Origin of the sequence: Bacillus paramobilis, assembly GCF_038096195.1 — a bacterium.
Taxonomy (GTDB): domain Bacteria; phylum Bacillota; class Bacilli; order Bacillales; family Bacillaceae_G; genus Bacillus_A; species Bacillus_A mobilis.
Window position 1 is genome coordinate 2,539,031 of record NZ_CP151108.1, and the last position, 21,133, is coordinate 2,560,163.

At 33.6% G+C, this 21,133-nt stretch carries 25 protein-coding genes; 16 read left to right on the top strand and 9 right to left on the bottom strand.

All coding sequences use genetic code 11. The features are described from left to right. Nucleotides 1–72 precede the first annotated feature (72 nt). Nucleotides 73–1,869, top strand: coding sequence for a Xaa-Pro dipeptidyl-peptidase (locus AABL52_RS13100; RefSeq protein ID WP_341519607.1), 1,797 nt, complete (start codon nt 73–75; stop codon nt 1,867–1,869). A gap of 58 nt (nt 1,870–1,927) precedes the next feature. On the opposite strand, the gene AABL52_RS13105 is transcribed toward AABL52_RS13100, so the two are convergent. Beyond that, nucleotides 1,928–2,212: a hypothetical protein gene (locus AABL52_RS13105; RefSeq protein WP_341519608.1), complete on the bottom strand. Its 285-nt coding sequence runs from the start codon at nt 2,210–2,212 to the stop codon at nt 1,928–1,930. A 201-nt stretch (nt 2,213–2,413) separates the two neighbouring features. Between AABL52_RS13105 and AABL52_RS13110 the strand changes: the two genes are divergently transcribed. From AABL52_RS13110 to AABL52_RS13120, 3 genes are all read left to right on the top strand, one after another. After that, nucleotides 2,414–3,178 carry a class I SAM-dependent methyltransferase gene (locus AABL52_RS13110; RefSeq protein WP_341519609.1) on the top strand — a complete coding sequence of 255 codons (765 nt, stop codon included), beginning with the start codon at nt 2,414–2,416 and terminating at the stop codon, nt 3,176–3,178. A gap of 204 nt (nt 3,179–3,382) precedes the next feature. Further along, on the top strand, nt 3,383–3,646 hold the full coding sequence (locus AABL52_RS13115; RefSeq protein ID WP_088082008.1) for a hypothetical protein: 264 nt from the start codon (nt 3,383–3,385) through the stop codon (nt 3,644–3,646). 372 nt (nt 3,647–4,018) lie between these two features. Then, nucleotides 4,019–4,249, top strand: coding sequence for a hypothetical protein (locus AABL52_RS13120; protein WP_000789031.1), 231 nt, complete (start codon nt 4,019–4,021; stop codon nt 4,247–4,249). 260 nt (nt 4,250–4,509) lie between these two features. Here the strand turns inward: AABL52_RS13120 and AABL52_RS13125 are convergent, their stop codons facing one another. Beyond that, nucleotides 4,510–4,941, bottom strand: a complete 432-nt coding sequence (locus tag AABL52_RS13125; protein ID WP_000921703.1) for a cytidine deaminase — start codon at nt 4,939–4,941, stop codon at nt 4,510–4,512. A 183-nt stretch (nt 4,942–5,124) separates the two neighbouring features. Between AABL52_RS13125 and AABL52_RS13130 the strand changes: the two genes are divergently transcribed. Next, on the top strand, nt 5,125–5,616 hold the full coding sequence (locus tag AABL52_RS13130) for an ankyrin repeat domain-containing protein (RefSeq protein WP_341519610.1): 492 nt from the start codon (nt 5,125–5,127) through the stop codon (nt 5,614–5,616). Beyond that, the gene (locus AABL52_RS13135; protein ID WP_341519611.1) at nt 5,613–6,209 is read left to right on the top strand and encodes a DJ-1/PfpI family protein; all 597 of its coding nucleotides are present in this window, start codon (nt 5,613–5,615) and stop codon (nt 6,207–6,209) included. Before AABL52_RS13130 ends, AABL52_RS13135 begins: the two co-directional genes overlap by 4 nt. Before the next feature lie 20 nt (nt 6,210–6,229). On the opposite strand, the gene AABL52_RS13140 is transcribed toward AABL52_RS13135, so the two are convergent. Continuing rightward, a complete protein-coding gene (locus tag AABL52_RS13140) occupies nt 6,230–7,156 on the bottom strand; it encodes an aldo/keto reductase (RefSeq protein WP_000559363.1) in 927 nt (308 codons plus the stop codon). 288 nt (nt 7,157–7,444) lie between these two features. Between AABL52_RS13140 and AABL52_RS13145 the strand changes: the two genes are divergently transcribed. The 7 genes from AABL52_RS13145 to dltD all read left to right on the top strand — a co-directional run bounded on the left by AABL52_RS13145 (nt 7,445) and on the right by dltD (nt 14,385). Further along, entirely contained in the window at nt 7,445–7,801 is a 357-nt protein-coding gene (locus AABL52_RS13145) for an FtsB family cell division protein (protein ID WP_097843492.1), read from the top strand. 259 nt (nt 7,802–8,060) lie between these two features. After that, nucleotides 8,061–8,387, top strand: coding sequence for a DUF3870 domain-containing protein (locus AABL52_RS13150; RefSeq protein ID WP_097843491.1), 327 nt, complete (start codon nt 8,061–8,063; stop codon nt 8,385–8,387). A gap of 155 nt (nt 8,388–8,542) precedes the next feature. Then, complete coding sequence (locus tag AABL52_RS13155) at nt 8,543–9,604, top strand: dipeptide epimerase (protein WP_341519720.1); 1,062 nt, start codon at nt 8,543–8,545, stop codon at nt 9,602–9,604. A gap of 39 nt (nt 9,605–9,643) precedes the next feature. Then, nucleotides 9,644–10,645, top strand: coding sequence for a C40 family peptidase (locus AABL52_RS13160; RefSeq protein ID WP_341519612.1), 1,002 nt, complete (start codon nt 9,644–9,646; stop codon nt 10,643–10,645). A gap of 20 nt (nt 10,646–10,665) precedes the next feature. Further along, nucleotides 10,666–12,288 (top strand): peptide ABC transporter substrate-binding protein, encoded by a 1,623-nt coding sequence (locus tag AABL52_RS13165; protein WP_341519613.1) that lies wholly within the window; start codon nt 10,666–10,668, stop codon nt 12,286–12,288. Nucleotides 12,289–12,407: 119 nt separating this feature from the next. After that, on the top strand, nt 12,408–12,935 hold the full coding sequence (locus AABL52_RS13170) for a GNAT family N-acetyltransferase (protein ID WP_340420258.1): 528 nt from the start codon (nt 12,408–12,410) through the stop codon (nt 12,933–12,935). 268 nt (nt 12,936–13,203) lie between these two features. Beyond that, nucleotides 13,204–14,385, top strand: a complete 1,182-nt coding sequence (gene dltD / locus AABL52_RS13175; protein ID WP_097843487.1) for a D-alanyl-lipoteichoic acid biosynthesis protein DltD — start codon at nt 13,204–13,206, stop codon at nt 14,383–14,385. 38 nt (nt 14,386–14,423) lie between these two features. Here dltD and AABL52_RS13180 read toward each other — a convergent pair whose 3' ends face one another. Both AABL52_RS13180 and AABL52_RS13185 read right to left on the bottom strand, forming a co-directional pair. Beyond that, nucleotides 14,424–14,648 (bottom strand): hypothetical protein, encoded by a 225-nt coding sequence (locus AABL52_RS13180; RefSeq protein WP_061679707.1) that lies wholly within the window; start codon nt 14,646–14,648, stop codon nt 14,424–14,426. A 168-nt stretch (nt 14,649–14,816) separates the two neighbouring features. Next, a complete protein-coding gene (locus tag AABL52_RS13185) occupies nt 14,817–15,422 on the bottom strand; it encodes a DedA family protein (RefSeq protein WP_341519614.1) in 606 nt (201 codons plus the stop codon). A 487-nt stretch (nt 15,423–15,909) separates the two neighbouring features. On the opposite strand from AABL52_RS13185, the gene AABL52_RS13190 reads away from it, so the two are divergent. Then, a complete protein-coding gene (locus tag AABL52_RS13190; protein WP_341519615.1) occupies nt 15,910–17,310 on the top strand; it encodes an HD domain-containing protein in 1,401 nt (466 codons plus the stop codon). 191 nt (nt 17,311–17,501) lie between these two features. Here AABL52_RS13190 and AABL52_RS13195 read toward each other — a convergent pair whose 3' ends face one another. After that, a complete protein-coding gene (locus AABL52_RS13195; protein ID WP_341519616.1) occupies nt 17,502–18,266 on the bottom strand; it encodes a DUF1836 domain-containing protein in 765 nt (254 codons plus the stop codon). Nucleotides 18,267–18,523: 257 nt separating this feature from the next. On the opposite strand from AABL52_RS13195, the gene AABL52_RS13200 reads away from it, so the two are divergent. Next, nucleotides 18,524–18,973, top strand: a complete 450-nt coding sequence (locus AABL52_RS13200; protein ID WP_000914486.1) for a hypothetical protein — start codon at nt 18,524–18,526, stop codon at nt 18,971–18,973. Beyond that, nucleotides 18,961–19,269 carry a YxcD family protein gene (locus AABL52_RS13205; protein ID WP_000447755.1) on the top strand — a complete coding sequence of 103 codons (309 nt, stop codon included), beginning with the start codon at nt 18,961–18,963 and terminating at the stop codon, nt 19,267–19,269. The genes AABL52_RS13200 and AABL52_RS13205 overlap by 13 nt, the downstream gene beginning before the upstream one ends. Before the next feature lie 24 nt (nt 19,270–19,293). Here AABL52_RS13205 and AABL52_RS13210 read toward each other — a convergent pair whose 3' ends face one another. The 3 genes from AABL52_RS13210 to AABL52_RS13220 are packed head-to-tail and all read right to left on the bottom strand — an operon-like array spanning nt 19,294 to nt 21,127. Then, on the bottom strand, nt 19,294–20,529 hold the full coding sequence (locus AABL52_RS13210; protein WP_341519617.1) for an NAD(P)/FAD-dependent oxidoreductase: 1,236 nt from the start codon (nt 20,527–20,529) through the stop codon (nt 19,294–19,296). Further along, on the bottom strand, nt 20,526–20,858 hold the full coding sequence (locus tag AABL52_RS13215; protein ID WP_341519618.1) for a (2Fe-2S)-binding protein: 333 nt from the start codon (nt 20,856–20,858) through the stop codon (nt 20,526–20,528). The genes AABL52_RS13210 and AABL52_RS13215 overlap by 4 nt, the downstream gene beginning before the upstream one ends. Beyond that, nucleotides 20,855–21,127 carry a (2Fe-2S)-binding protein gene (locus AABL52_RS13220; protein ID WP_341519619.1) on the bottom strand — a complete coding sequence of 91 codons (273 nt, stop codon included), beginning with the start codon at nt 21,125–21,127 and terminating at the stop codon, nt 20,855–20,857. The genes AABL52_RS13215 and AABL52_RS13220 overlap by 4 nt, the downstream gene beginning before the upstream one ends. Between the last annotated feature and the right edge of the window lie 6 nt (nt 21,128–21,133).

A 21,133-nucleotide genomic window follows, 5' to 3' on the forward strand; every position in this document is an offset into this window, starting at 1 on the left:
GTGAAATATAAACTGAATTTTCAGTAATTTTGTTGTATAGTAAAAAGGAGACATATATGGGGAGGAAAGAATATGGGGAAAAAGAAAATAGCAATTACATTATCGACAATCGTATCTTTATCAGTCACATCAGGAGTTTCTAGTATGACTGCGTATGCAGACAAGAAAGAAACAAACTACATAAATGAGAATGACGTGAAATTAAATGGGAAAGTTGCAGAAGGACTACAATCAAATACGAAGATTGAATTAGAAAACGGGATGACAAAGCCGATCTACTCGCTTGATGAAGCAATCATCGAAAATTTATTTGTAGAGACGGAAGTTGATAGTGATCGAGATGGTAAAAAAGATCGAGTGTCAGTAAAAGTTATGCGTCCAAAAACAGATCCTAACGTGAAAGTTCCTGTTATATATGAAATGAGCCCATATCGATCTGGTTTAAAAGATGTACCTGTATATAATGTAGATGAAGAATTGTATGCGTATGAAGGTAAACCGTATGGAGCTGTTAATCTTGGTTCATACGGCAATTATTATGTGCCAAGAGGCTATGCAGTCATTTTAGGTGAAAGTATTGGAACAGGAAAATCAGATGGATGTCCGACTACTGGAGACGAACAAGAAATATTAGGGACGAAATCTGTTATTGATTGGGTGAATGGACGTGCGAAAGCATATACAGAAAATGGTGAGGAAGTTAAGGCTGATTGGTCAACAGGAAATGTAGGTATGACAGGAGTATCTTATAATGGTACGTTACCGAATGCTGTTGCGACGACTGGTGTTGAAGGTTTAAAAACAATTATTCCAATCGCAGCGATTAGTAGTTGGTATGATTATTATCGTGCAAACGGTGCAGTCATTGCGCCAGGTGGATACCAAGGAGAAGATACAGATAATATGGCAGAAGCAGTACTAACAAGAGAAAATCCTGAAGTTTGCGGACAAGTAATAAAAGAGCTAACAGCTGGACAGGACCGGAAAACTGGTAATTATAATAATTTTTGGGATAAGCGTAATTATGTAAAAGATGCTAAAAATGTAAAAGCAAGTGTATTTGTTGTTCATGGTTTAAATGATTGGAATGTTAAGACGAAGCAGTTCGCGCAATGGTGGGATGCACTTGGAGAAAATAATATTCCTCGTAAAATGTGGTTACATCAAGGTGGACACGGTGGGACATCAACGAATGACTGGCAAAGAACACAAAATAAATGGCTCGATTATTGGTTGTATGGAATTGAAAATGGAATTATGAATGAACCAATGGTTGATGTACAACGTGAAAATAAAACTTGGGAAAAATTAAAAAACTGGCCGGATCCATCAGCTGTGCCGTCAAAAGTTCGTATGTATTTAAGTAACAAAGCAGTGAATTTACCATTAAGTATGGGCTCTGCAAATAAAGTTTTCTCATTCGTAGATGATGCAAAATTGAAATCAAATCAATTAATAGCAAACCCAGAATTAGAAGTGGCCAATCGTTTAGTGTATACAATGCCAGTATTACAAAAAGATATGAGAATAAGCGGGACACCAAAGATTTCAATTACAGGAAATATTGATCGTCCTGTATCAAATTTAACAGCATTACTTGTTGATTATGGCGGAGCAAAACCTGAAGTTGTTACGAGAGGTTGGATGGACCCACAAAACTTAAATAGTATAAAAGATTCAACAGCACTTAAACCAGGTAAAGATTATACATTCACATGGGACATGCAGCCAGATGATTATGTATTTAAATCGGGGCATCAAATAGGGGTTGTTTTACTCGCTAGTGACTATGATTATACAATTAGACCGAAAGCTGGAACGAATCTTACAGTAAAATTAAGTGAAGTGACATTGCCAATTGTGAAATAAATAGTTATGGATAAAGAGCTTACTGCATAGTAAGCTCTTTACATTTTGAAATAGGAGTTTAATGTGAATTTTTATTGGTAGATACAAAAATGCTTACAATAAATAAAAAAATGGCATTTATGATCAGTAGGACACTAAAGGTAAGCCCCGCAAAACCTCCAGCAACTCCATCTCCTACTTTTTCACCAATTAGGTGCAAAGCGGCGAAGAAAACAATGGGGGAAGAAAGAATGAAAATACCACTGGCTATTTTCCATATTTGTTCATACTTCTTTGCTATAAAGAAAATCAGTATATTAAAAGAAATAAGAAGAAAAACAAATCCAATTAATGAATTCATCATATCCTCCTTCTAATAAGAGTCTGAATTTTCGATTTCTATGTTTTCATTTCGAAGGGAATATTATACAATATAATTATATTCTATGGAAAGCGAGTGATATATTATGACAGTCAGCTCTTTCGAATTTTCATTAAAAATAAAGGTACAGGAAGATTAATTGAAAGAAAATCTTCCGTACGTAAAAAACGGAGGAGAAAATAAATGTTTAGTTTTTATAGTACACTTTGCACGGAACTTTATGATTACACAAAGCCTGTCGGTTATTCTTTAAATGGTGATATTGAGTATTACGAAGAACGTTTAAAAAATTGTAGGGGAAGAATTCTCGAAGCGGCAGTAGGATCAGGGCGTGTCATCATCCCACTTCTTGAAGCTGGTTTTACAGTAGATGGGATAGATTATTCACCTGAAATGCTAGATTCTTGCCGTATACGGTGTAAAGAGAGAGGATTACATCCTAATTTACATGAAGGAAGTTTACAACAATTTTCACTGCCACATAAATATGAGGCAATTATCATTCCTACTGGATCTTTTTGTTTAATTGAAAATCGTACAGATTCTATAAATGCATTAAAATGTTTTTATGAACATCTTAATCCAGGCGGGCGATTAATCGTAGATATTATGCTTCCACATGATTGGAAGACTGGGGAGATTCATACATCGACTTTTTCTTTACCGAGCGGAGACGGAATTACATTAGAAAATAAATCAATTGAAATAGATTGGCTGAACCAAGTTACTCTATCATATTTAAAATATGAAAAATGGAGTAAGGGACAGTTAGTACAATCAGAACTGCAACGCTTTGCGGTGCGCTGGTATGGAATAGACGAGTTTAAACTTCTGTTAGAAAGTATAGGTTTCTCTAATATTACTTGCTCCGCTGACTATGTTTATGGAAAAGAACCGTCAAATGCAAATCAAATGTTTACTTTTGAAGCTGTGCGAATCGAAAAATAAAGAACTATGTATGAAAATAAGGCAATCGATACAATATCGATTGCCGTATTTTCATTTGTATATTACTTACATGTTATTATGCTTTCATTGTCCAAGCATCCTTCTACTATCTACATATACTACTTATATTAATAGCAATCACTATTTTAAATACAACTGTAATTTGTCTATAAATGATATTTTAGAGCAGTAGGGGGGATAATATTGGAAAACATAGAACAAGGAAGAATTGAAAATCAAGTGTATTCAAATCGTGTAGTAAGATCTGAATTTGATGCAAATTGGGAAACATGTATATCAAAAAGTGGTTATGTAATTTATGTAGCAACGAGTAATAATGCTGAAGTAATAGTACTTCTTGCAGATGGTTCAAGTAAATTATTAATTTTTGAAAAAGGCGGTAAAGTAGTAGTAGGTGGCGGTGGTACAAGTCATTACAGTAAGCCGCATATTGCAAGAAATATTTAAGGTAGAACATGTTAATTGAGAAGAAACTGGAAAGTGGTTAGTCATTCGTGTTTAGAGCATATATGACTAACCGTTTTTATTTGTTTATATGATGTAAGTAGTGCTGGGTTTATTGCAAATACATTGGGATGATTAGGAAATTAGAGGGGAATTGTATGGATAAGAATTCGATAAATAATGTAAGTATAGAACAAACATGTAAGCAATTTAAAAAAAGCATTTCCTATTTCGGAAAATGCTTTTTTTATGTTATAGTATAATAGTGTTTTAAAACGATGTTATTTTAATATACTTCAAATTTTGTTGTGTATTATTTTTATATTAAATCAGTCGTTTAAGTATTTTTTTATATAAGGAGTAATAATTAGAGAAATGAAAAATATAGACTTTATACTAGAAAGTGATGAGGCATTAAAACCGTCTGAACGATTAGTACTATTATTATTAGAGAAGCATAGAATGTTATATACGAACGATCTATTAGCATTATCTAATTTATCATATAAAACATTAACGGATTCGTTAACGGCGCTAGTTTTAAAATCATATGTATTAAAGGAAACAGGTAAGGGAAGAAGACAGAATTGTTATAGATTAGTATGATAAGACTGCTGATTTTAGAGAGTTCATACTAACTTTTTTCAAATGTAAGGAGAAATATTATTTTTGTTTTCAAATGAAAAACACTCTGCGATGCGCGCTTAAATATTTAGATTTCATTTTTGTTAATGATAATTCTATTAGTGTAAAAATAGAAAAATAAAATAAACTGCATAAAAAAGAAATAAAAAAACAATCCGTTTTAAAAATGGATTGTTTTTTTATTGGAATAATATTATTTGAAATGTTGAAAGTATGAATGATTATTCTACTTCGCTTGTATACTTTTCAGGTAATAATTCCATTACGTTACATTTTACAAGTTCACCATTATAAGAAAGTATAACTTTCGTATTTTTTCCATAATCACTTATCAATTCTCGACACATACCACACGGAGCAACAACCCAACATTTTTCTATATCTTCATGGGGGTGTGGGTGAGCAACTGCTACAATGGTATCAAATTCATGATCGCCTTCTGAAATAGATTTTCCAATTACCATAGCCTCACCACACACTGTTATTCTTCCGACATTCGCTTCAACATGCACTGCTGCATAAATATTACCTGTTTTAGTTCTTACAGCTGAACCGATATGATGACGACCATATTTATAGTTTTTTTCAATTACTTTTTCAGCAGCTGTAATTAAATCATAGTCCTCGCTATTTAAAGGTATTACTTTTAACATAATTTCTCCTCCGTATTAAACAAGATTATTTTTATTTTAACAGAAAATTTTAATATTTAAAATAAAAGATGGTAATTAGTCAGATAATATTATTATGTAAACTGTTGTTTTGACAGGAATATATAATAATCAATAGAATTTATAGAAGAGTATGCTTAAATATTTGAAAGATGGGAGATTATTATGGGAATTTTAGAATCAATAGTACAAGCTGTTATAAGTGGTAATAAGGAAGAAGTGGTGGTCTTTATAAAGACGAATCCAAGTGCTGTTAACGAATTTAGTGACGATGGCTGGACTCTACTTCATTTAGCAGCTTATTTTGGACAAAAAGAGTTAACGAGTTTTCTTTTAGAAAGCGGAGCAGATATACATAGTAGAGCAAAAAATGAAAATGAAAATACACCTTTGCAAGCGGCAATTGCGAATAAACAAAGTGAGCTTGTTGCTTTCTTAATTGAAAAAGGATCAGATGTAAACGCTATACAAAGCGGAGGTTGGACAGGTTTACATGAAGCAGCATTATTAGGAAGTGAAGAAATAGTTATATTACTTCTTGAAAAGGGAGCTAGTAAGACGATTAAGAAAAATGATGGAAAAACAGTATATGATATTGCATTAGAAAAAGGATATGATCACCTTTTACATTATTTAAAACAGGAAGTGAACGTATGATAAATAAATGGAGCGTAGGCATATTTTTATTTAATGATGTAGAAGTGTTAGATTTTGCAGGGCCATTTGAAGTTTTTTCTGTAACCGAAGCGGATGAAGAAAAACCATTTACTGTGTATACAGTTAGCCAAAATGGAGAAATGATTACAGCAAGAAACGGATTAAAGGTAAAGCCAGATTATAGTATTGAAGATTTACCACCAGTTGATATTTTAATCATTCCAGGTGGTAAAGGTGTTCGGGAAAATGAAGTGCAAAATGATATTATAATAAATTGGGTTCGTCAGCAAATGAAAGAAGTAAAGCTAATGACTTCAGTTTGTACGGGTGCGCTATTACTTGCGAAAGCCGGTTTACTAGAAGGCTTAAAAGCAACAACGCATTGGGCTAGTATTCAAACTTTCAAAAAAGATTATCCGAATGTAGAAGTAATGGAGAATGTGAAATTTGTAGATGAAGGACACATTATTACATCTGCAGGTATTTCAGCTGGTATTAACATGTCATTTCATATTGTGAAAAATTTGTTAGGTGTGGAGATTGCTGAGGAAACAGCTAAAAGTATGGAATATGATATTGATTTACAAAATTAAAAAGCCCAGGCTGGGCTTTTTTATATTGATTGAATATAGCTAATCTCCTCATCACTCAAAATAGGGCGAACAGACGCATTTGCATTTTCTTGTGCTTGTTTTTCTGTTTTTGCACCTGGGATTACAACACTCACTGCTGGATGAGTGAGTATATAGCGAAGTGCAAGTTGCCCTAAGGTCTGATTTTTATTTGAGAGCAACCGAAGTTTCTCTACCTTTTGTAAGTCTTCTTGAAACCAATTTTCATTTGGCCAATCTTTGCGTAAATCTCCATTTGGAAAAGTTGTTTTATTTGTGAATTTTCCAGTTAAAATACCCATTTTTAACGGCCCACGAATAACAGCTCCTAGATTTTTTTCTTGTAAGAATGGCAAAATATCATTTTCTGGTTTTTGATTCAATATATTGTAATCAATTTGTACGATGTCAATTTCATTGTTTTTATTGAAATGACGAATGTATTGTAAATCATGTGTCGAAACACCGACTGCTCTTACTTTTCCATCACGTTTTAATACTTCAAATGCACGTAAAAATGCTTCTGTTTCTCTACGATTATGCCACCAAATATGACAAAAATAAAGATCAATGTAATCTGTTTGAAGACGTTGTAAACTTGTTTCAAATACGGCGATAATTTTTTCGGGAGTATCATATACAGGCTCTCCATTCGGATCGTAGTGATGTCCGATTAAACCGCCTTTCGTTGATAGGATAATATCATTACGATGTCCTTTAATTGCGGTAGACACTAACTTTTCACTATGTCCTAAACCATACACATCTGCAGTATCAATAAAATTCACACCACACTCAATTGCTTTTTTTATAGCGGTTATAGATTGTTTATCGTTAACAGGTCCCCATTCATCACCACCGATTGCCCATGCCCCAAAACCTATTTCAGAGACAGTTATTCCAGTTTTACCTAATGTACGGTAATGCATATTTTTCCCCCCTTGTAAGCATGTTATAACATCGATATGTAGGTAAGGTATTTTGTGTGTAAAAAAACTCTTCTACAATAGTAGAAAAAGAATAACAGAAACTACTATTTTATGGCAGCATACATAAAAAAAATCAATGCAAATATGGAAATGTCGTCGAATGCTATCTTTAATTGGTTAATTTGTGAGATATTTTTGTGAAGGAGCTTATTTTATAAGGATAGAATTACAGTTAGTAAGAGATCATGCCGATGGTAGTGAAAAAATATGTGTTAGGGGGATTTCATAATGAGGAAACTCAAGCGAATAAATGTTCCTAATATACAAGAACAACTATCACAGTCTAATGAGAATCGAGCAATTAACAAGAAGAAACTAAGGCGATTTATATTCATGTTTATATTTATTGCGGCGGCTACTTTGTACGTTCAATTTATTTTAACGAAACAACAAGAAATAATCGTGGGAAAAAAAGATACAATAACGAATCAAAAGAAACAATTAGTATCTTTAAAGAAAGATAGAGGCTCTTTAAAGGCTAACATAGAAAATTTAACAGACGATGAGGAAGAAATTTTGAAGTTTGCGAGAAAAGAATATCAATTTTCAAAATCAAATGAAACTATATTTGTGTTGCCGAAGTAGTGTAATAGAACAGTTAGCGATAGCTAACTGTTCTTTCATGTATAAATGGCATGGTACAAGAAGCAATCACATATTGTAAAAATGAAGGGTTTGAGCTGTTTTTATAATTATGGAATATACACCGAAATAAATGTTGTTAAAATTCTGTCAATTGTATTATAATACAAGGTAAGCGGATACATTTTTTAATCAATGTTGAGTTTATCACTCATACGACTATTAAGAAAACCGTTATCCCGTATTAGAAAGGAAGATAGCTGTGTACGCTTCAAATACAATTTATATCGTAGGGGATGCGAAAGCACCTCAAAATAATCCTATTACTGAAAAGTTCAAAAGTTATTTTGTAGCATTTGTACTTGTTAAGGAGACTGGGGAAATTGTAGATGCAGATTGCTCAGCGACAATTGCATTAACATCTCAATTCGTTAAATATTTGTTTCTACATAAAAATATTAATAATCCATTATTGGTAACAGAAATAAAAAATAGATACTTCGGTTCGTCTCAAAAGGCACTACTTGTAGCGTTAAAAGATGCACAGAAAAAATATAATCAAATCGCTGCTTTGTCTACACATTCCTAGACAAAATCCAGCCGTAAGAATTTTCTTATGGCTGGATTTTTTTATTTCACATTAATTTCTTACATGAAAAGTAAGTGAAAGAGTAGGTTTATTGCTCTCCAAAAATTAATTGTTTTTTGGGGGATTAAGGTTCCACTTTGTCAGACAACGAAAGGATGAACAATATGAAAATTACTGATGTAAAAGTAAATCGTAGACTTGTTAATCTTCATACACCGTTTAAAACGGCGCTTCGTACCGTAACCGAAATAGAAAGTATAGATGTATATATTCATACAGATGAAGGAATTGTTGGCAAGGGGGCTGCAGCCGCAACACCAGTTATTACGGGTGATTTCGCTAACGGGATTGAAGCAGCAATTTTAGGGCCGATGCGTTCCTGTTTAATTGGTCAAGATATCATTCAGTTTCAGCAGTTACTGCAGCACATTCAAATGAGTTGTATTGGAAATCCAAGTGCGAAAGCGGCGGTAGATATCGCTTTATATGATGTGTATTGTCAATATCAAAACGTTCCACTTTATGCATTATTAGGCGGGAAGAAAGAAATTCATACAGACATTACGGTGAGTGTAGATGAGCCTTTCATTATGGCGAAAGAGGCGAAGCAACATGTAGAAAAAGGATTTCAAACTTTAAAAATTAAAGTGGGGAAATCTGCTCATTTAGATTTAGAACGTATTGAAGCAATTCGAAATAGTGTACCAAAAAATACGACGTTACGATTAGATGCAAATCAAGGGTGGAATCCAAAAGAAGCGGTTACGATTATTAAAGAGATGGAAAATCGTAATTTAAATATCGAATTTATTGAACAACCTGTTCATGCGAAAGATTGGGATGGGTTAAAGTACGTCAAAAATCATGTACAAACGCCCATTATGGCAGATGAAAGTATATTTTCAGCAAGTGATGCATTGAAAATTGTTCAAGGAGGATATGCAGACTTAATCAATATTAAATTAATGAAATGTGGTGGCATACGTGAAGCGTGGCGTATTGCAGATATCGCTGAAACAGTGGGTGTAAAATGCATGGTCGGTAGCATGATGGAATCTTCCACTTCCGTTAGCGCTGTAGCCCATTTAGCAGCTGCACATCCTAATATTCATTACTTCGATCTAGATGCACCGCTTTGGTTAATGGAAGAACCGGAAGGAATGACGTATTCAGGGTCAAAGGTAAACCTTCAATCGACAGTGAATAGTAAATCTTAGGAGAAGAGACTAATAAACTATCTTTTAAGGGGGATATTTATGAAAAAAGTAGGAACTGCATTTTTAACAACTTTATTTATATTTTCAGCGTTCACATCAGCACATGCTGAGGAGAAGAAAGATAGTAAAGCGTTTATTGATGTATCTGCCGCAACACTTTGGACTGCACCTGATTCATTACGGCCAATTGATGCACCGAGCGCTACAAATCCAGTTGATTTGTGGAAGTGGACGAAATCGATGACGCTTGATGAGAAACTTTGGTTAACAAATGCAAATAAATTAGAAACGCAAGCGTTATTAGGTCAAGAAGTAACGGTTGTTGATAAAAAAGGGGACTGGGTGAAAGTGTTAGTCCATGGTCAGCCAACACCTCGAAATGCAGAAGGCTACCCAGGATGGATGCCTGAAAAACAGTTAACATATAATCAAGAATTTGCAGATAAAACAAATGAACCTTTCGTATTAGTAACGAAACGGACAGCTATTTTATATATAAATCCTTCTGAAAAACATAAATCACTTGAAGTGAGCTATAATACGCGACTGCCGCTACTTAGTGAAGATACGATTTCATACCGCGTGTTGTTACCAAACGGACAGAAAGCTTGGCTACGAAAAAATGATGGCACGGTTTACCGTTCTCAAAATGATATTCCAACTCCGGCGGCCGATGATTTAATAAACACAGGGAAAATGTTTTTAGGATTACCGTATATATGGGCTGGTACAAGTGGCTTCGGATTTGATTGCTCTGGATTTACACATACAATTTATAAATCGCACGGTATTACTATTCCGCGAGATTCTGGTCCACAATCGAGAAATGGAGTTGCGGTTGATAAAGAAAATTTACAAAAAGGAGATTTAATCTTCTTTGCACATGATCAAGGAAAAGGCAGTGTTCACCATGTTGCTATGTATATTGGTGACGGAAATATGATTCACTCACCGAGAGCTGAAAGATCAGTAGAAATTATACCGCTAAATACGCCAGGATATATAGAAGAATACGCTGGTGCTCGTCGTTACTTACCTTAAAAAATAGAGGGGGTTTTCAAATGAAAAAAGTTGTTCGTTACTCATTAGTTAGTACACTATTAGTTTCTTCATTTTTAGTAGGATGCGCAAAAGAAAAAACAGCGACAAAGCCGAAAGATGAGAAGAAAGTATTACAGTTACTAGAAACTGGTGAAATTCCGTCATTAAATTCAGGGAAAATAACAGATGCAGTATCATTTAACGTTTTAAATAATGTAATGGAAGGATTATTTCGTTTATCGAAAAATGATGAACTGATTGAGGCTGGAGCACAAAAATATGAAGTGAGTCAAGATGGAAAAACTTATACATTCCACTTGCGTGAAGCGAAATGGTCTAACGGAGACCCAGTAACAGCACAAGATTACGTATACGCTTGGAAGCAGCTTATTAATCCGGATACAGCTTCTCAATATGCATATATTGCGTATGATGTGAAAAATGCAGAGAAAATAAATAAGAAACAACTAGGGCTAGAGGAATTAGGAGTAAAAGCGAAGGATGATAAAACGTTCGTAGTAGAGCTAGAACATCCTGTACCGTATTTTACGAAACTACTTATTTTACCGTCTTTCTATCCAATTAATGAAAAATATGCGAAAGAACAAGGTGATAAATACGGATTAGAAGCAAATAAAGCGGTATATAATGGGCCATTTACACTATCTGATTGGAAGCATGAAGCGAGTTTTACAATGAAGAAAAATGATAAGTATTGGGATAAAAAAGAAGTGAAGCTTGATGAAGTAAACTATCAAATCGTTAAAGAAATTTCAACCGCGGTAAATTTATATGAAACAGATAAAGTTGATAGAGCAGTCATTTCAACAGAATTCGTAGATAAATATAAAAATAATAAAGAACTAAAACAGTATACAGATCCGGTTATGTACTTCTTCCGATTCAATGAAAATGTACTGATTCTTAAAAATAAAAATGCAAGGCTCGCGCTAAGTACAGTGTTCGATAAGAAAGGACTTGCAACTTCATTTTTAAATGATGGTTCAGTTGCTGCAAACTATTACGTGCCAAAAGGATTTTTAAAAGGTCCAGATAAAAAAGACTTTAGAAGTACGGCTGGTGAGTTTAATAAGACAGATGTAAAACAGGCGAAAGAATATTGGGAAAAGGCGAAGCAAGAGACAAGTACAAATGAAGTAACGCTTGAGTTATTAAACTATGACTTAGAAAACTTCAAAAAAGTAGGAGAATACATTAAAGAAGAGCTAGAGAAAAACTTACCAGGCTTAAAAGTAAATGTAAAACTACAACCACATACGCAAAAACTGGCATTAGAGAAGAAGAAAGAGTATGAAATGTCATTATCACGTTGGTTACCGGATTATCCAGATCCAATGACTTACTTAGAAGTATTCCTTTCTGGAAGCAGTGTAAACAATACAGAGTATGCAAATCCAGAATATGACGCATTAATTAAGAAGATTAAAACAGAATTAGGCAATGATGAAAAAGCTCGTTGGAAAGCAATGCAAGATGCTGAAAAAATGTTATTGGATGACGCAGTAATTGCACCCGTATTCCAGCGCGGATTATCATACTTACAAAAGCCATATGTGAAAGATTTATATGTACATCAATTCGGTCCAGCAACAAGTTTAAAATGGGCAGATGTGCAGAAATAAAATTATGGAGAAACAGACTTCGCGTATGTGATTGTCTGTTTTTCTTATTTAAAGTTAGAGAAATAGTACGTGGTATAATTTACTAGTCTGTATAAAACGTTTGGATGGGAATGATGTTTATGTTGGAAGAAAAGGAAGTAATATGTACAAAAAGATTGTTCATGAGGAGACCAACTATAGAATATGTTGATCAATTTTATAACATATTAAAGAAAGAAGCTGTTGGCAAATGGCTTGCTAAATCCAGAGGAATGTCAAAAGAAGAAGCAAATAATTATATCAGGAAGCTTATATTACATTGGGAACAGTATAATTTTGGTGTATGGCTGTTATTCAATAGTGAAACAGGAAAGCTTTTAGGACATTGTGGTTTAAGAAAAGTGGATGAAACTGATGAAATAGAGATTATGTATCTACTTGATCCGGAGTATTGGGGAAATGGATATGCGTCAGAAGCAGCAGGGGCTTCTATTCAATATGCAAAAGAGACGATGGATGTAAAAAGAATAATTGCTAGGGTGAAAATAGCAAATGACAATTCAAAAAATCTTTTACGAAAGTTAGGTTTTACATATACTCATGATGTTGATTATAGTGGACGTACCTTATCTTATTTTGAATTTAATATAGCTCCTGATGAATTATAGACATTTTATATGTTTTTTCATGTCTTAATAATAAAATTATTACTAAAATTCCAGTGTGAAATTTATGTAGAATCTTGTATAATTAACGTGTTTCTATGGAAACATTTTCTTGCGCTATTTATATAAGACTTAATAGAACAAGGAAAGAAATACATACATGTATATAATAGATAAATAGAATGGAACATGTATAGAGAAAAAGGAGAGAAATGATGGCGTGTCAAGAACAAGGGTTACAATTTAATGGCGATAGAAAGAGGAAGAGACGATGAAAATGAAGCATGCTTTTGGTCCGATAATTTTAGCGTGTGTGCTTTTTTTCATTATCATACTCATCCCATCGAAAAGTTTAGTATCACTTATTAGTGATAAGAAGGTAGAAGATGCGGCAACCTCCTTACAAAAAGAAAAATTACAAGGTGTTTTCTTACAGCAAAAAATGTTAGAGAATTCACAGTATTTACCGATGTATGGTTCATCTGAATTTTTACGAATGGATGCATATCACCCATCTAATTACTTTAAAGTAAATCCGGCAGGTTTTACACCATATTTAATGGGGATTGGCGGTACGCAAAGTTTAGCTCATATATTAAATATGACGTCTACAATGGATGAGCTAGAAGGTAAAAAAGTAGTCTTTGTTTTATCACCACAATGGTTTACAAAGACTGGTGTATCACAGGGGGATTTCACAAACAATTTCTCCAAACAACAAGCATATCATTTTATTTTTAATGATAAAATAAATGCTGAGATGAAGAAGCAAATTGCAAAACGATTATTAGACTATAAAGTTGTTCAAAAAGATGATATATTAAAAAATTCATTAGAAGGTATTGTATATAATGATACGAACCATAACATAAAAGCAGGTATAGTCAAACCACTTGCTTATATGCATCGAAATATTTTAGATCATAGAGATTTATTTAACTCCTTATTTAAGATTGAGCCGATGAAAGAAAAAACAAATATGGGATTACGTTCGATTTCTTGGGTAGATGCACGTAAACATGCAGAAGAAGAAGGGAAAGCGGAATCTACTACAAACAAATTTGGAATTGAAAATCCGTATTACTATAAACATAATTTAAAGAAAAAATTAAAAGGTTTAAAAAACTTTAGAGCAAATGAATCGTATGAAGAATCACCTGAATATGATGACTTACAAATTGTTTTAAATATTTTTAAAGAGAAAAATGTCAAGCCACTCTTTATTTCTGTACCTGTAAACGGACCATGGTATGATTACGCTGGTTTCCCTAAAGAGCGTCGTGAAGTGTATTATAAAAAAGTTCGGGAACAAGTTGAGAATGCAGGATACCCAGTAGTTGATTTCTCTGGCCATGAATATGATAAGTATTTCTTAAAAGATACAATTCATTTAGGTTGGAAAGGCTGGATTTACTTTGATGAAGCAGTACAAAACTTTTATACTGAGAAATAAGTATGGAGAAAAAGGAACGGCTATAAGCTGTTCCTTTTTTAGTATAGAGTATTTTGATGTGGGCAATTCGGGAAGGCATGTATATCTTGAATTTGTCTAAAATCATAATGCTTCATTGCGAATTGAGCTTGATAAAGGTATTCATATACATATAATTGACCATCATGTGCTGAACATAATACACCAGAAGTACCTTGCCCGTTCATGAAAGAAATGCCGATAGGGCGTCCGATTAAGTATTGTATTTTTTGTTGCCAATGCATAGGGAAATCACTCCTTGTTGAGATAATATACGAAATGGATGAGCGAAAGGTTGCTTATCCATGTAAATGTTAAACTGAAGGACTTTCTTGTCATGTTTAAAGATTAGTCAATTTTAATAGAAAAACCGCTAACATTCGTAATGAATTATTAGCGGTTTTTCTATTATCTTAAGCAAGATTTTTACGTTTTTTTGTCCATTTTTTAATGATGAAGTATAAAAGAATAAGTATGACGCCGCCAATTGCGAAAAATTTCACATAAGGCCCAGCTACATCGTTAATATTCTCCCAATTTTGACCTAGTTTTTCACCTAAGTAAATGAAAATGATAGACCAAGGAATGATTGCAAGTGCTGTTAATGTAGTGAAACGCAATAATGGCATTTTTGTAATACCAGCAGGAATTGAAATTGCATGGCGTACTACTGGAATAAAGCGTGCTGTAAAAATAACGCCAGTTCCGTAACGATTAAACCAATCTTCAGCTGCATCTATTTGTTTTTTATGGATGAAAATATATTTTCCATATCGTTCTAATATAGGTCGTCCACCGTATCGTCCAATCCAATAAATAAAGATTTGGGCAATAACACCGCCAATTGTACCAAATACAACTGCGCCTATAAATGAGATACTACCGTTGAATACTAAGTAACCTGCATAAGCAAGGACAATTTCACTTGGAATGATCTCAATCATAAGTCCAAGCATAATGCCCCAATAACCTAATCCTTCAAAAAACGTTAAAACTGAGTGAATAAAACTACTTACCATTGTTGCACCTTCTAATTTATGGATTTTTGAATAAATTCCCCTTTATTTAACTATATAAAAGGTTCACTATATGTATATTATACCTTATTTATATAGGGGATTGCTATTTCAATTCTTTTATGTCTCTGATATATAGTAAAGCATATAAGTTCAGTTTTCATGAAGAGGTAATGAAAAAATATTAAAAATCTCTCATATATAAATGATAATGTTATGGGCTTTTAATTTACAAAGTGAGAAGAGTAATGTATGCAAAATAAGAATCAAATTTATGGACTATTTTCTATTTGGGATAGAGATATGATTCGGTTGATAAAAACAAAAGTATTTCAAAGGTTGGCTTATAGGTTCAAAAATATAAAAATAATTCAAGGAGAATGAAAATATAAATATTCTCTTATCACCTAGACAGGTACTTCACTTTCAAATAACGAATTATAAGGTTAATAAAATTTTTATAGAAAATTTACATGATGAAGGTGAAAATATGAAAAAAGCATTATTAGAAAAGGCCTCATATCTACATAAAGCAGAATTAGAACAATTACATAAAGCTATATTAGTTTCCGAGAAAGCACATGAAGGACAATTCCGCGTTTCCGGTGAGCCGTATATTACTCATCCATTTGCAGTTACAGAAATTTTGTTAGATTGTAAGGCAGATATTATAACTTTAGTTGGAGCATTACTACATGATGTGGTGGAGGATACAGATTATACAATTGAGTATATACGTGATATATTCGGTAAAAAAGTTGCAGATATTGTAGAAGGGTTAACTAAAATTGATAAAAAACAAATCCCTAATAAAGAAGAGTATGAAGCAATAAATTTAAAGAAATTATTGTTAGCTACGCAAGGAGATATAAGAGTAGCTATTATAAAAGTGATAGATCGTCTACATAACATGAGAACTTTACAGGTGAAAGCTGTAAAGAAACAAGTTCCTTACGCAAATGAAACACTCAAAATTTTCGCTCCGATTTGTAAAAGACTAGGGCTATTACATATTCAACACGAGTTAGAAGATTTAGGTTTTTATTATCTTAACCATTCTAAATATAAGGGAATGAAAATTCTTTTACAAAATTATGTTAAGTTATTAGAGGGTTTTTCTCAAAATATCATGCAAGATATAAATAATTTTCTAAATCCATCTTTAATATTTGAAGTTAACTATGAAGTAAGCCCTATTTATACAGCTTATTCTCGTCTCCAAGATATTCAAGACATTACAGCAGTGTCAAAAATAATTATCACGGCCTCAAATAATTTAGACTGTTATAAAATATTAGGAGTTATACATCAACTATACCAACCAATTCCATATCAATTTGAAGATAATATAGCAATTGAAAGTGATGTATTAAACAAATACTTAAAGACTAAAGTTGTGATCAATAACCATGAAATAGTGATATGTATTGAAACAAAAATAAATCAGGAGATACGAGATAAAGGAGTATTTCATGTACTTACAAAAAGTTTAACTGATAAGGAGATGCAAAATATAATTCATAAATTGATGGATCATTTTATTAAGACAAATGATCTAGTAACTCAAGATGCGATTGAATTTTATGATTTAGTATCGTATGAACTATTCCAAGATAATATTGTTGCATTTACTCCTAAGTTAGATGCCGTGAACTTACCGCAAGGTGCTACTGTAATTGATTTTGCTTTCGCATTAAATCCTGAGATTGCTAAGTATATGTCAGGTGCTAAAGTTAATGGTATAAATAAATCGATAATAACGAATGTTTCACATCTAGATATAGTTGAACTTTTGGTAACTGAAAACATTAGTAATGTGAGACAGGGTTGGTTAAGTTTTGCTAATAGCTCAAGAGCTCAAATCGAAATTTATAAAGAGTTACAAAGATGAAGGAATCAAATTTATCGAGAAAACTTGTTCGAAACATAATAGAATGAAATGATCATTTTTGAATTAATAATAGGCGATTATGTTTTTTTATAATTAATATCTAGAGAAACAAGCATCAACCTGTTCTAAATATGTAACAGGTTGATGCTTGTTTTCGTTATAAAAAAATAGAAGCATTTCTGCTCCTATTTTTACTGTTTCACATCTAAATTTTGTAAAAATAACGTTGCTGTTACGTAACGTTTTGCTAACATTTGTACATAAGCGGTATGCACAGATAATGTGGCAATAATAATCGCGTTACGAATCGCTTCACGTTGCTCGTTATTAATTTGATCGAACTTGCTTGCAATTTTGTCAGCTCTTTCTTTTACGATGTTTTCAATTGTATGGATTGTATCTGTTGCATTTAGTTGTAAGCAGTTCCCTTGATTGAGTTCTTCAAATAGAGAAGAGTATGCTCCGTACAAATGAACAGGATTGATTAAGTCATCACTTCGATCGGCTGGGTCATTTACGATAAGGCGTAATAGCTTACGAATGGATTCAAAATCAAGTGCTGTTTTTAAATCTTCGACAATGAATAGTAAGGCTGCTTGTTCAATTGAATATTTTTTCCCTTTTTGAGGGGAGCCAATCATTTCTTTAATATCTCGTTTTACCCAGTTTTGCATGGCCGTTACTGAGAAACTTGTATTTTCAATTTGATTTCCAAGCGCAACTATTTCATTTAATGAAAAACCGACGTCTGTATCGTCAATTTTAATCAGTTTTTCAAAAATAGGTGAAAGTGCGGTAGTAATAAAAGCAGTTACGCTTTGTCCGCTTTCAATATCTTTTTTATGTGACTTTGCCCACGCTTCTTGTAAAATACCGAGAGGCTTTTTCGTATTCCATCCTCTTAAAGATAGAAGAAGGGTAGCCATTTCGTTTCGTGTGAGATGAAATGTTTCCATCTTTTCACCTCCAAAATAATAAAAGTTCTTATGAACCTATAATATGTTTTGTTTCATTTAAAGTCAATTCTGTTTTGCTTAATTTTTCCTTTGTCACCAAACTGTCGCAAGTAAATAATGCTTGCATATTTCGACAAAAGTTCATATAATGAGTTCATAAGAACCTTTAAAATGTTTTTAAAAACAAATCTATCATTCTGAATTTACTAGAAAGGTAGATTTCACATATATCTATATAAAAGGAGAATGGATATAATATGTTGAAAAAACTTGTAGCAGTCATGACAGCATTCATGGTTATCTTTGGAGCTAGTAGCTTCATGTTTGTAGATCACGCAGCAGCGAAGAGTTACAAATCTGGTAAAAAATCATACACACCAAGTTCTGGTCAAAAGTCAAAAGTTGATTTGAACAAAAAAGATAGTAACGTGAATTCACAAAAAACAACAACAGATTCAAAAACAAAAGCAACAAACACAGCACCAAAAAGTAATAAAGGAAGCTTTATGAAAGGTTTATTACTAGGTGGTCTTGGTGGTTTACTAATGGGTAGCTTATTTGCAAATATGGGAGCTCTTGGTTCTGTATTAGCGTTTATGGTAAATATGTTAGTAATGGCTGGTATCGTAATGTTAGCAGTTCGTGCATTTAAATACTTCAAAGATCAACGTAAGAAAAAGGAAGATGAAGTAGCATGGAAACAATAAAAATTTCTGAACAAGAACTGATTAATGCGCTTTGCGTATATATCGCTGAAAAAAGACAAGTCGGTCCAGAAGAAGTTTTAGTTGAACTAATGTATGACGATGACTACGGTTTCTCTGCTGAAGTAGAGGTAAATGGTCGAAAACAAATTTTAATTCAAGCGAACTTAATCGAAGCACTACGCTTATTGCTTGACAGAGAATATAATGTCAATTCATTTGCAGCAAGATTACAACTTGAATTAGATGATGAAGAAGGCATTTACGCATTAGCGAAATTTAATAACTCAGATGAGTAGAAAAAAGAGCTGTTGAGAGTAATCTCAACAGTTCTTTTTAGTATGTGCATATGCCAGGGAATAATCACGCCAAATTTCATTCATTTTCCGTCTACCGACATCAACCATCGGGTTAAATTGAATGGCAGCTTCTTGTCGTACGGTATGTACATGTTGGATCGCTTGTTGCAAGTGTTTTTCAACCGAATGAGATTTTGTATTTGCTTGTTTTACGATTGAATATCCAGCAACAGTTCCTTGTGCCATTGCGATTTTCCCACTTTCAATGCCAGTTATATTGCCGGCTACGAATAAACCGGGAAGAGGGGTTTCCATTGTTTCGGAATGCAGTGGAACATGTCCGCCTAATTCCGGAATGTAACGGAAAGGACAGCCAGCTACAGCAGCTAACTCAGCAAGAGGGTATAAGCCACCAGCAATACAAACGAAGTCTGCCTCATATATTTGTTCCGATCCAGTTATGATGTTTCCTTTTGTATCAATATTAGCAACACGTACACCTTCAACTTGATCTGTACCGATAATTTCAAGAGCTGCTTTTCGGAGGTGAAGAGGTGTGCCATTTATTTTCATACCGTTATTTGGGTAGAAGTTTAATCCAGCTTGTTTCGCCCAATTATATTTCATCAATCGACTACCTATACGTAATAAAGGTGACGGGGCAAGGTGTGCAGCATGTAATAGAGAGTTTAAAACTTCTTCTGGTTCACCAGCCTGTTGACTTAATTCACTTTTTTCAGGAAGTACGATATGTTCCACTTTAATACCCGCTAATTGTAATTCATTTAAAATAGCGAATGACAAAATGTTAGCACCAATAATTACTCCTTTTCGCCCAACTTGAACGCGATGTACATTTGTCATTACTTGGGCTGCTCCGATTGACATGACACCTGGAAGTGTCCAACCAGGAAGGGGGATAGAGTACTCAGCGGCTCCAGTAGCAAGTAAAACGAAAGGTGCTTCTAACGTACCGATATTCGTATGTACGAACCAAGAACTTTCATCTTTATCTAAATTATAGACGGAAATGCCACATCGAATATCAACTGAAAGTGATTGTGCTTCTTCATGAAGACGTTTTGATTCTTCTATCCCGTTCCACCATTCTCCAGTAGGTTCTTGATGTAATTGACCGAGCAATCTTCCGCCAGGCTTTATGAATTCATCAATAACAAGTACATTCAACCCAAATCGAGCGCAAGAGATGGAGGCTGATAAACCTGCTGGTCCAGCACCGATAATAATGACATCGTTCATCGCTTCTTCACCATCTCTCTCACGATATTTGGATGCTGTTTTTCGCTGTCAACAATCATATCTTTTTCTACAACAGTTAAGCATGCTCGTACGTTCGATTGATTATTTACTGTGACGCGGCATTCAGAACAATGTCCAATATTACAGTAAATACCTCGCGGCGTCCCACTATCTTCATGCACTCTTAAATTTCTTATTCCGTTTGCGAGTAAAGCGGCCGCAATCGTTTCATGTTCATATGCTTCATATTGTTGCCCGTTAAATTGGAAAGTGATAGGCTTACTATTATTTAAAGTCCCTAAAACAGGGTGATGGGTAATTCTATTCATTGATTTTCACCTACCGCTCCAAAGGTAATTGCGCGCACAGGTGGTTGATATTTTAATGGGATTTCATTAGTAGTTACGCCAGGATTTGCACTTTCAATCATTCGATCTATCATCATTCTACATGTGCGGCCACCGCAAAATCCCATGCCAGCACGTGTTCTTAGTTTTAATTCTCTTGCCGAGCATTTATATTCAGCAATTGTCGATTGAAGTTGACCGTATGTAACTTCTTCACATCGACAAACAATTAAGTGATCTTTATTCGTCATATGAAT

Excerpts from the sequence above, each read along its gene's own strand:
- AABL52_RS13100 (WP_341519607.1), top strand. The coding sequence starts at position 73 with ATGGGGAAAAAGAAAATAGCAATTACATTATCGACAATCGTATCTTTA.
- AABL52_RS13105 (WP_341519608.1), bottom strand. The coding sequence starts at position 2,212 with ATGATGAATTCATTAATTGGATTTGTTTTTCTTCTTATTTCTTTTAAT.
- AABL52_RS13110 (WP_341519609.1), top strand. The coding sequence starts at position 2,414 with ATGTTTAGTTTTTATAGTACACTTTGCACGGAACTTTATGATTACACA.
- AABL52_RS13120 (WP_000789031.1), top strand. The coding sequence starts at position 4,019 with ATGAAAAATATAGACTTTATACTAGAAAGTGATGAGGCATTAAAACCG.
- AABL52_RS13125 (WP_000921703.1), bottom strand. The coding sequence starts at position 4,941 with ATGTTAAAAGTAATACCTTTAAATAGCGAGGACTATGATTTAATTACA.
- AABL52_RS13130 (WP_341519610.1), top strand. The coding sequence starts at position 5,125 with ATGGGAATTTTAGAATCAATAGTACAAGCTGTTATAAGTGGTAATAAG.
- AABL52_RS13135 (WP_341519611.1), top strand. The coding sequence starts at position 5,613 with ATGATAAATAAATGGAGCGTAGGCATATTTTTATTTAATGATGTAGAA.
- AABL52_RS13140 (WP_000559363.1), bottom strand. The coding sequence starts at position 7,156 with ATGCATTACCGTACATTAGGTAAAACTGGAATAACTGTCTCTGAAATA.
- AABL52_RS13145 (WP_097843492.1), top strand. The coding sequence starts at position 7,445 with ATGAGGAAACTCAAGCGAATAAATGTTCCTAATATACAAGAACAACTA.
- AABL52_RS13155 (WP_341519720.1), top strand. The coding sequence starts at position 8,543 with ATGAACAATATGAAAATTACTGATGTAAAAGTAAATCGTAGACTTGTT.
- AABL52_RS13160 (WP_341519612.1), top strand. The coding sequence starts at position 9,644 with ATGAAAAAAGTAGGAACTGCATTTTTAACAACTTTATTTATATTTTCA.
- AABL52_RS13165 (WP_341519613.1), top strand. The coding sequence starts at position 10,666 with ATGAAAAAAGTTGTTCGTTACTCATTAGTTAGTACACTATTAGTTTCT.
- AABL52_RS13170 (WP_340420258.1), top strand. The coding sequence starts at position 12,408 with ATGTTGGAAGAAAAGGAAGTAATATGTACAAAAAGATTGTTCATGAGG.
- dltD (WP_097843487.1), top strand. The coding sequence starts at position 13,204 with ATGAAAATGAAGCATGCTTTTGGTCCGATAATTTTAGCGTGTGTGCTT.
- AABL52_RS13180 (WP_061679707.1), bottom strand. The coding sequence starts at position 14,648 with ATGCATTGGCAACAAAAAATACAATACTTAATCGGACGCCCTATCGGC.
- AABL52_RS13185 (WP_341519614.1), bottom strand. The coding sequence starts at position 15,422 with ATGGTAAGTAGTTTTATTCACTCAGTTTTAACGTTTTTTGAAGGATTA.
- AABL52_RS13190 (WP_341519615.1), top strand. The coding sequence starts at position 15,910 with ATGAAAAAAGCATTATTAGAAAAGGCCTCATATCTACATAAAGCAGAA.
- AABL52_RS13195 (WP_341519616.1), bottom strand. The coding sequence starts at position 18,266 with ATGGAAACATTTCATCTCACACGAAACGAAATGGCTACCCTTCTTCTA.
- AABL52_RS13200 (WP_000914486.1), top strand. The coding sequence starts at position 18,524 with ATGTTGAAAAAACTTGTAGCAGTCATGACAGCATTCATGGTTATCTTT.
- AABL52_RS13205 (WP_000447755.1), top strand. The coding sequence starts at position 18,961 with ATGGAAACAATAAAAATTTCTGAACAAGAACTGATTAATGCGCTTTGC.
- AABL52_RS13210 (WP_341519617.1), bottom strand. The coding sequence starts at position 20,529 with ATGAACGATGTCATTATTATCGGTGCTGGACCAGCAGGTTTATCAGCC.
- AABL52_RS13215 (WP_341519618.1), bottom strand. The coding sequence starts at position 20,858 with ATGAATAGAATTACCCATCACCCTGTTTTAGGGACTTTAAATAATAGT.
- AABL52_RS13220 (WP_341519619.1), bottom strand. The coding sequence starts at position 21,127 with ATGACGAATAAAGATCACTTAATTGTTTGTCGATGTGAAGAAGTTACA.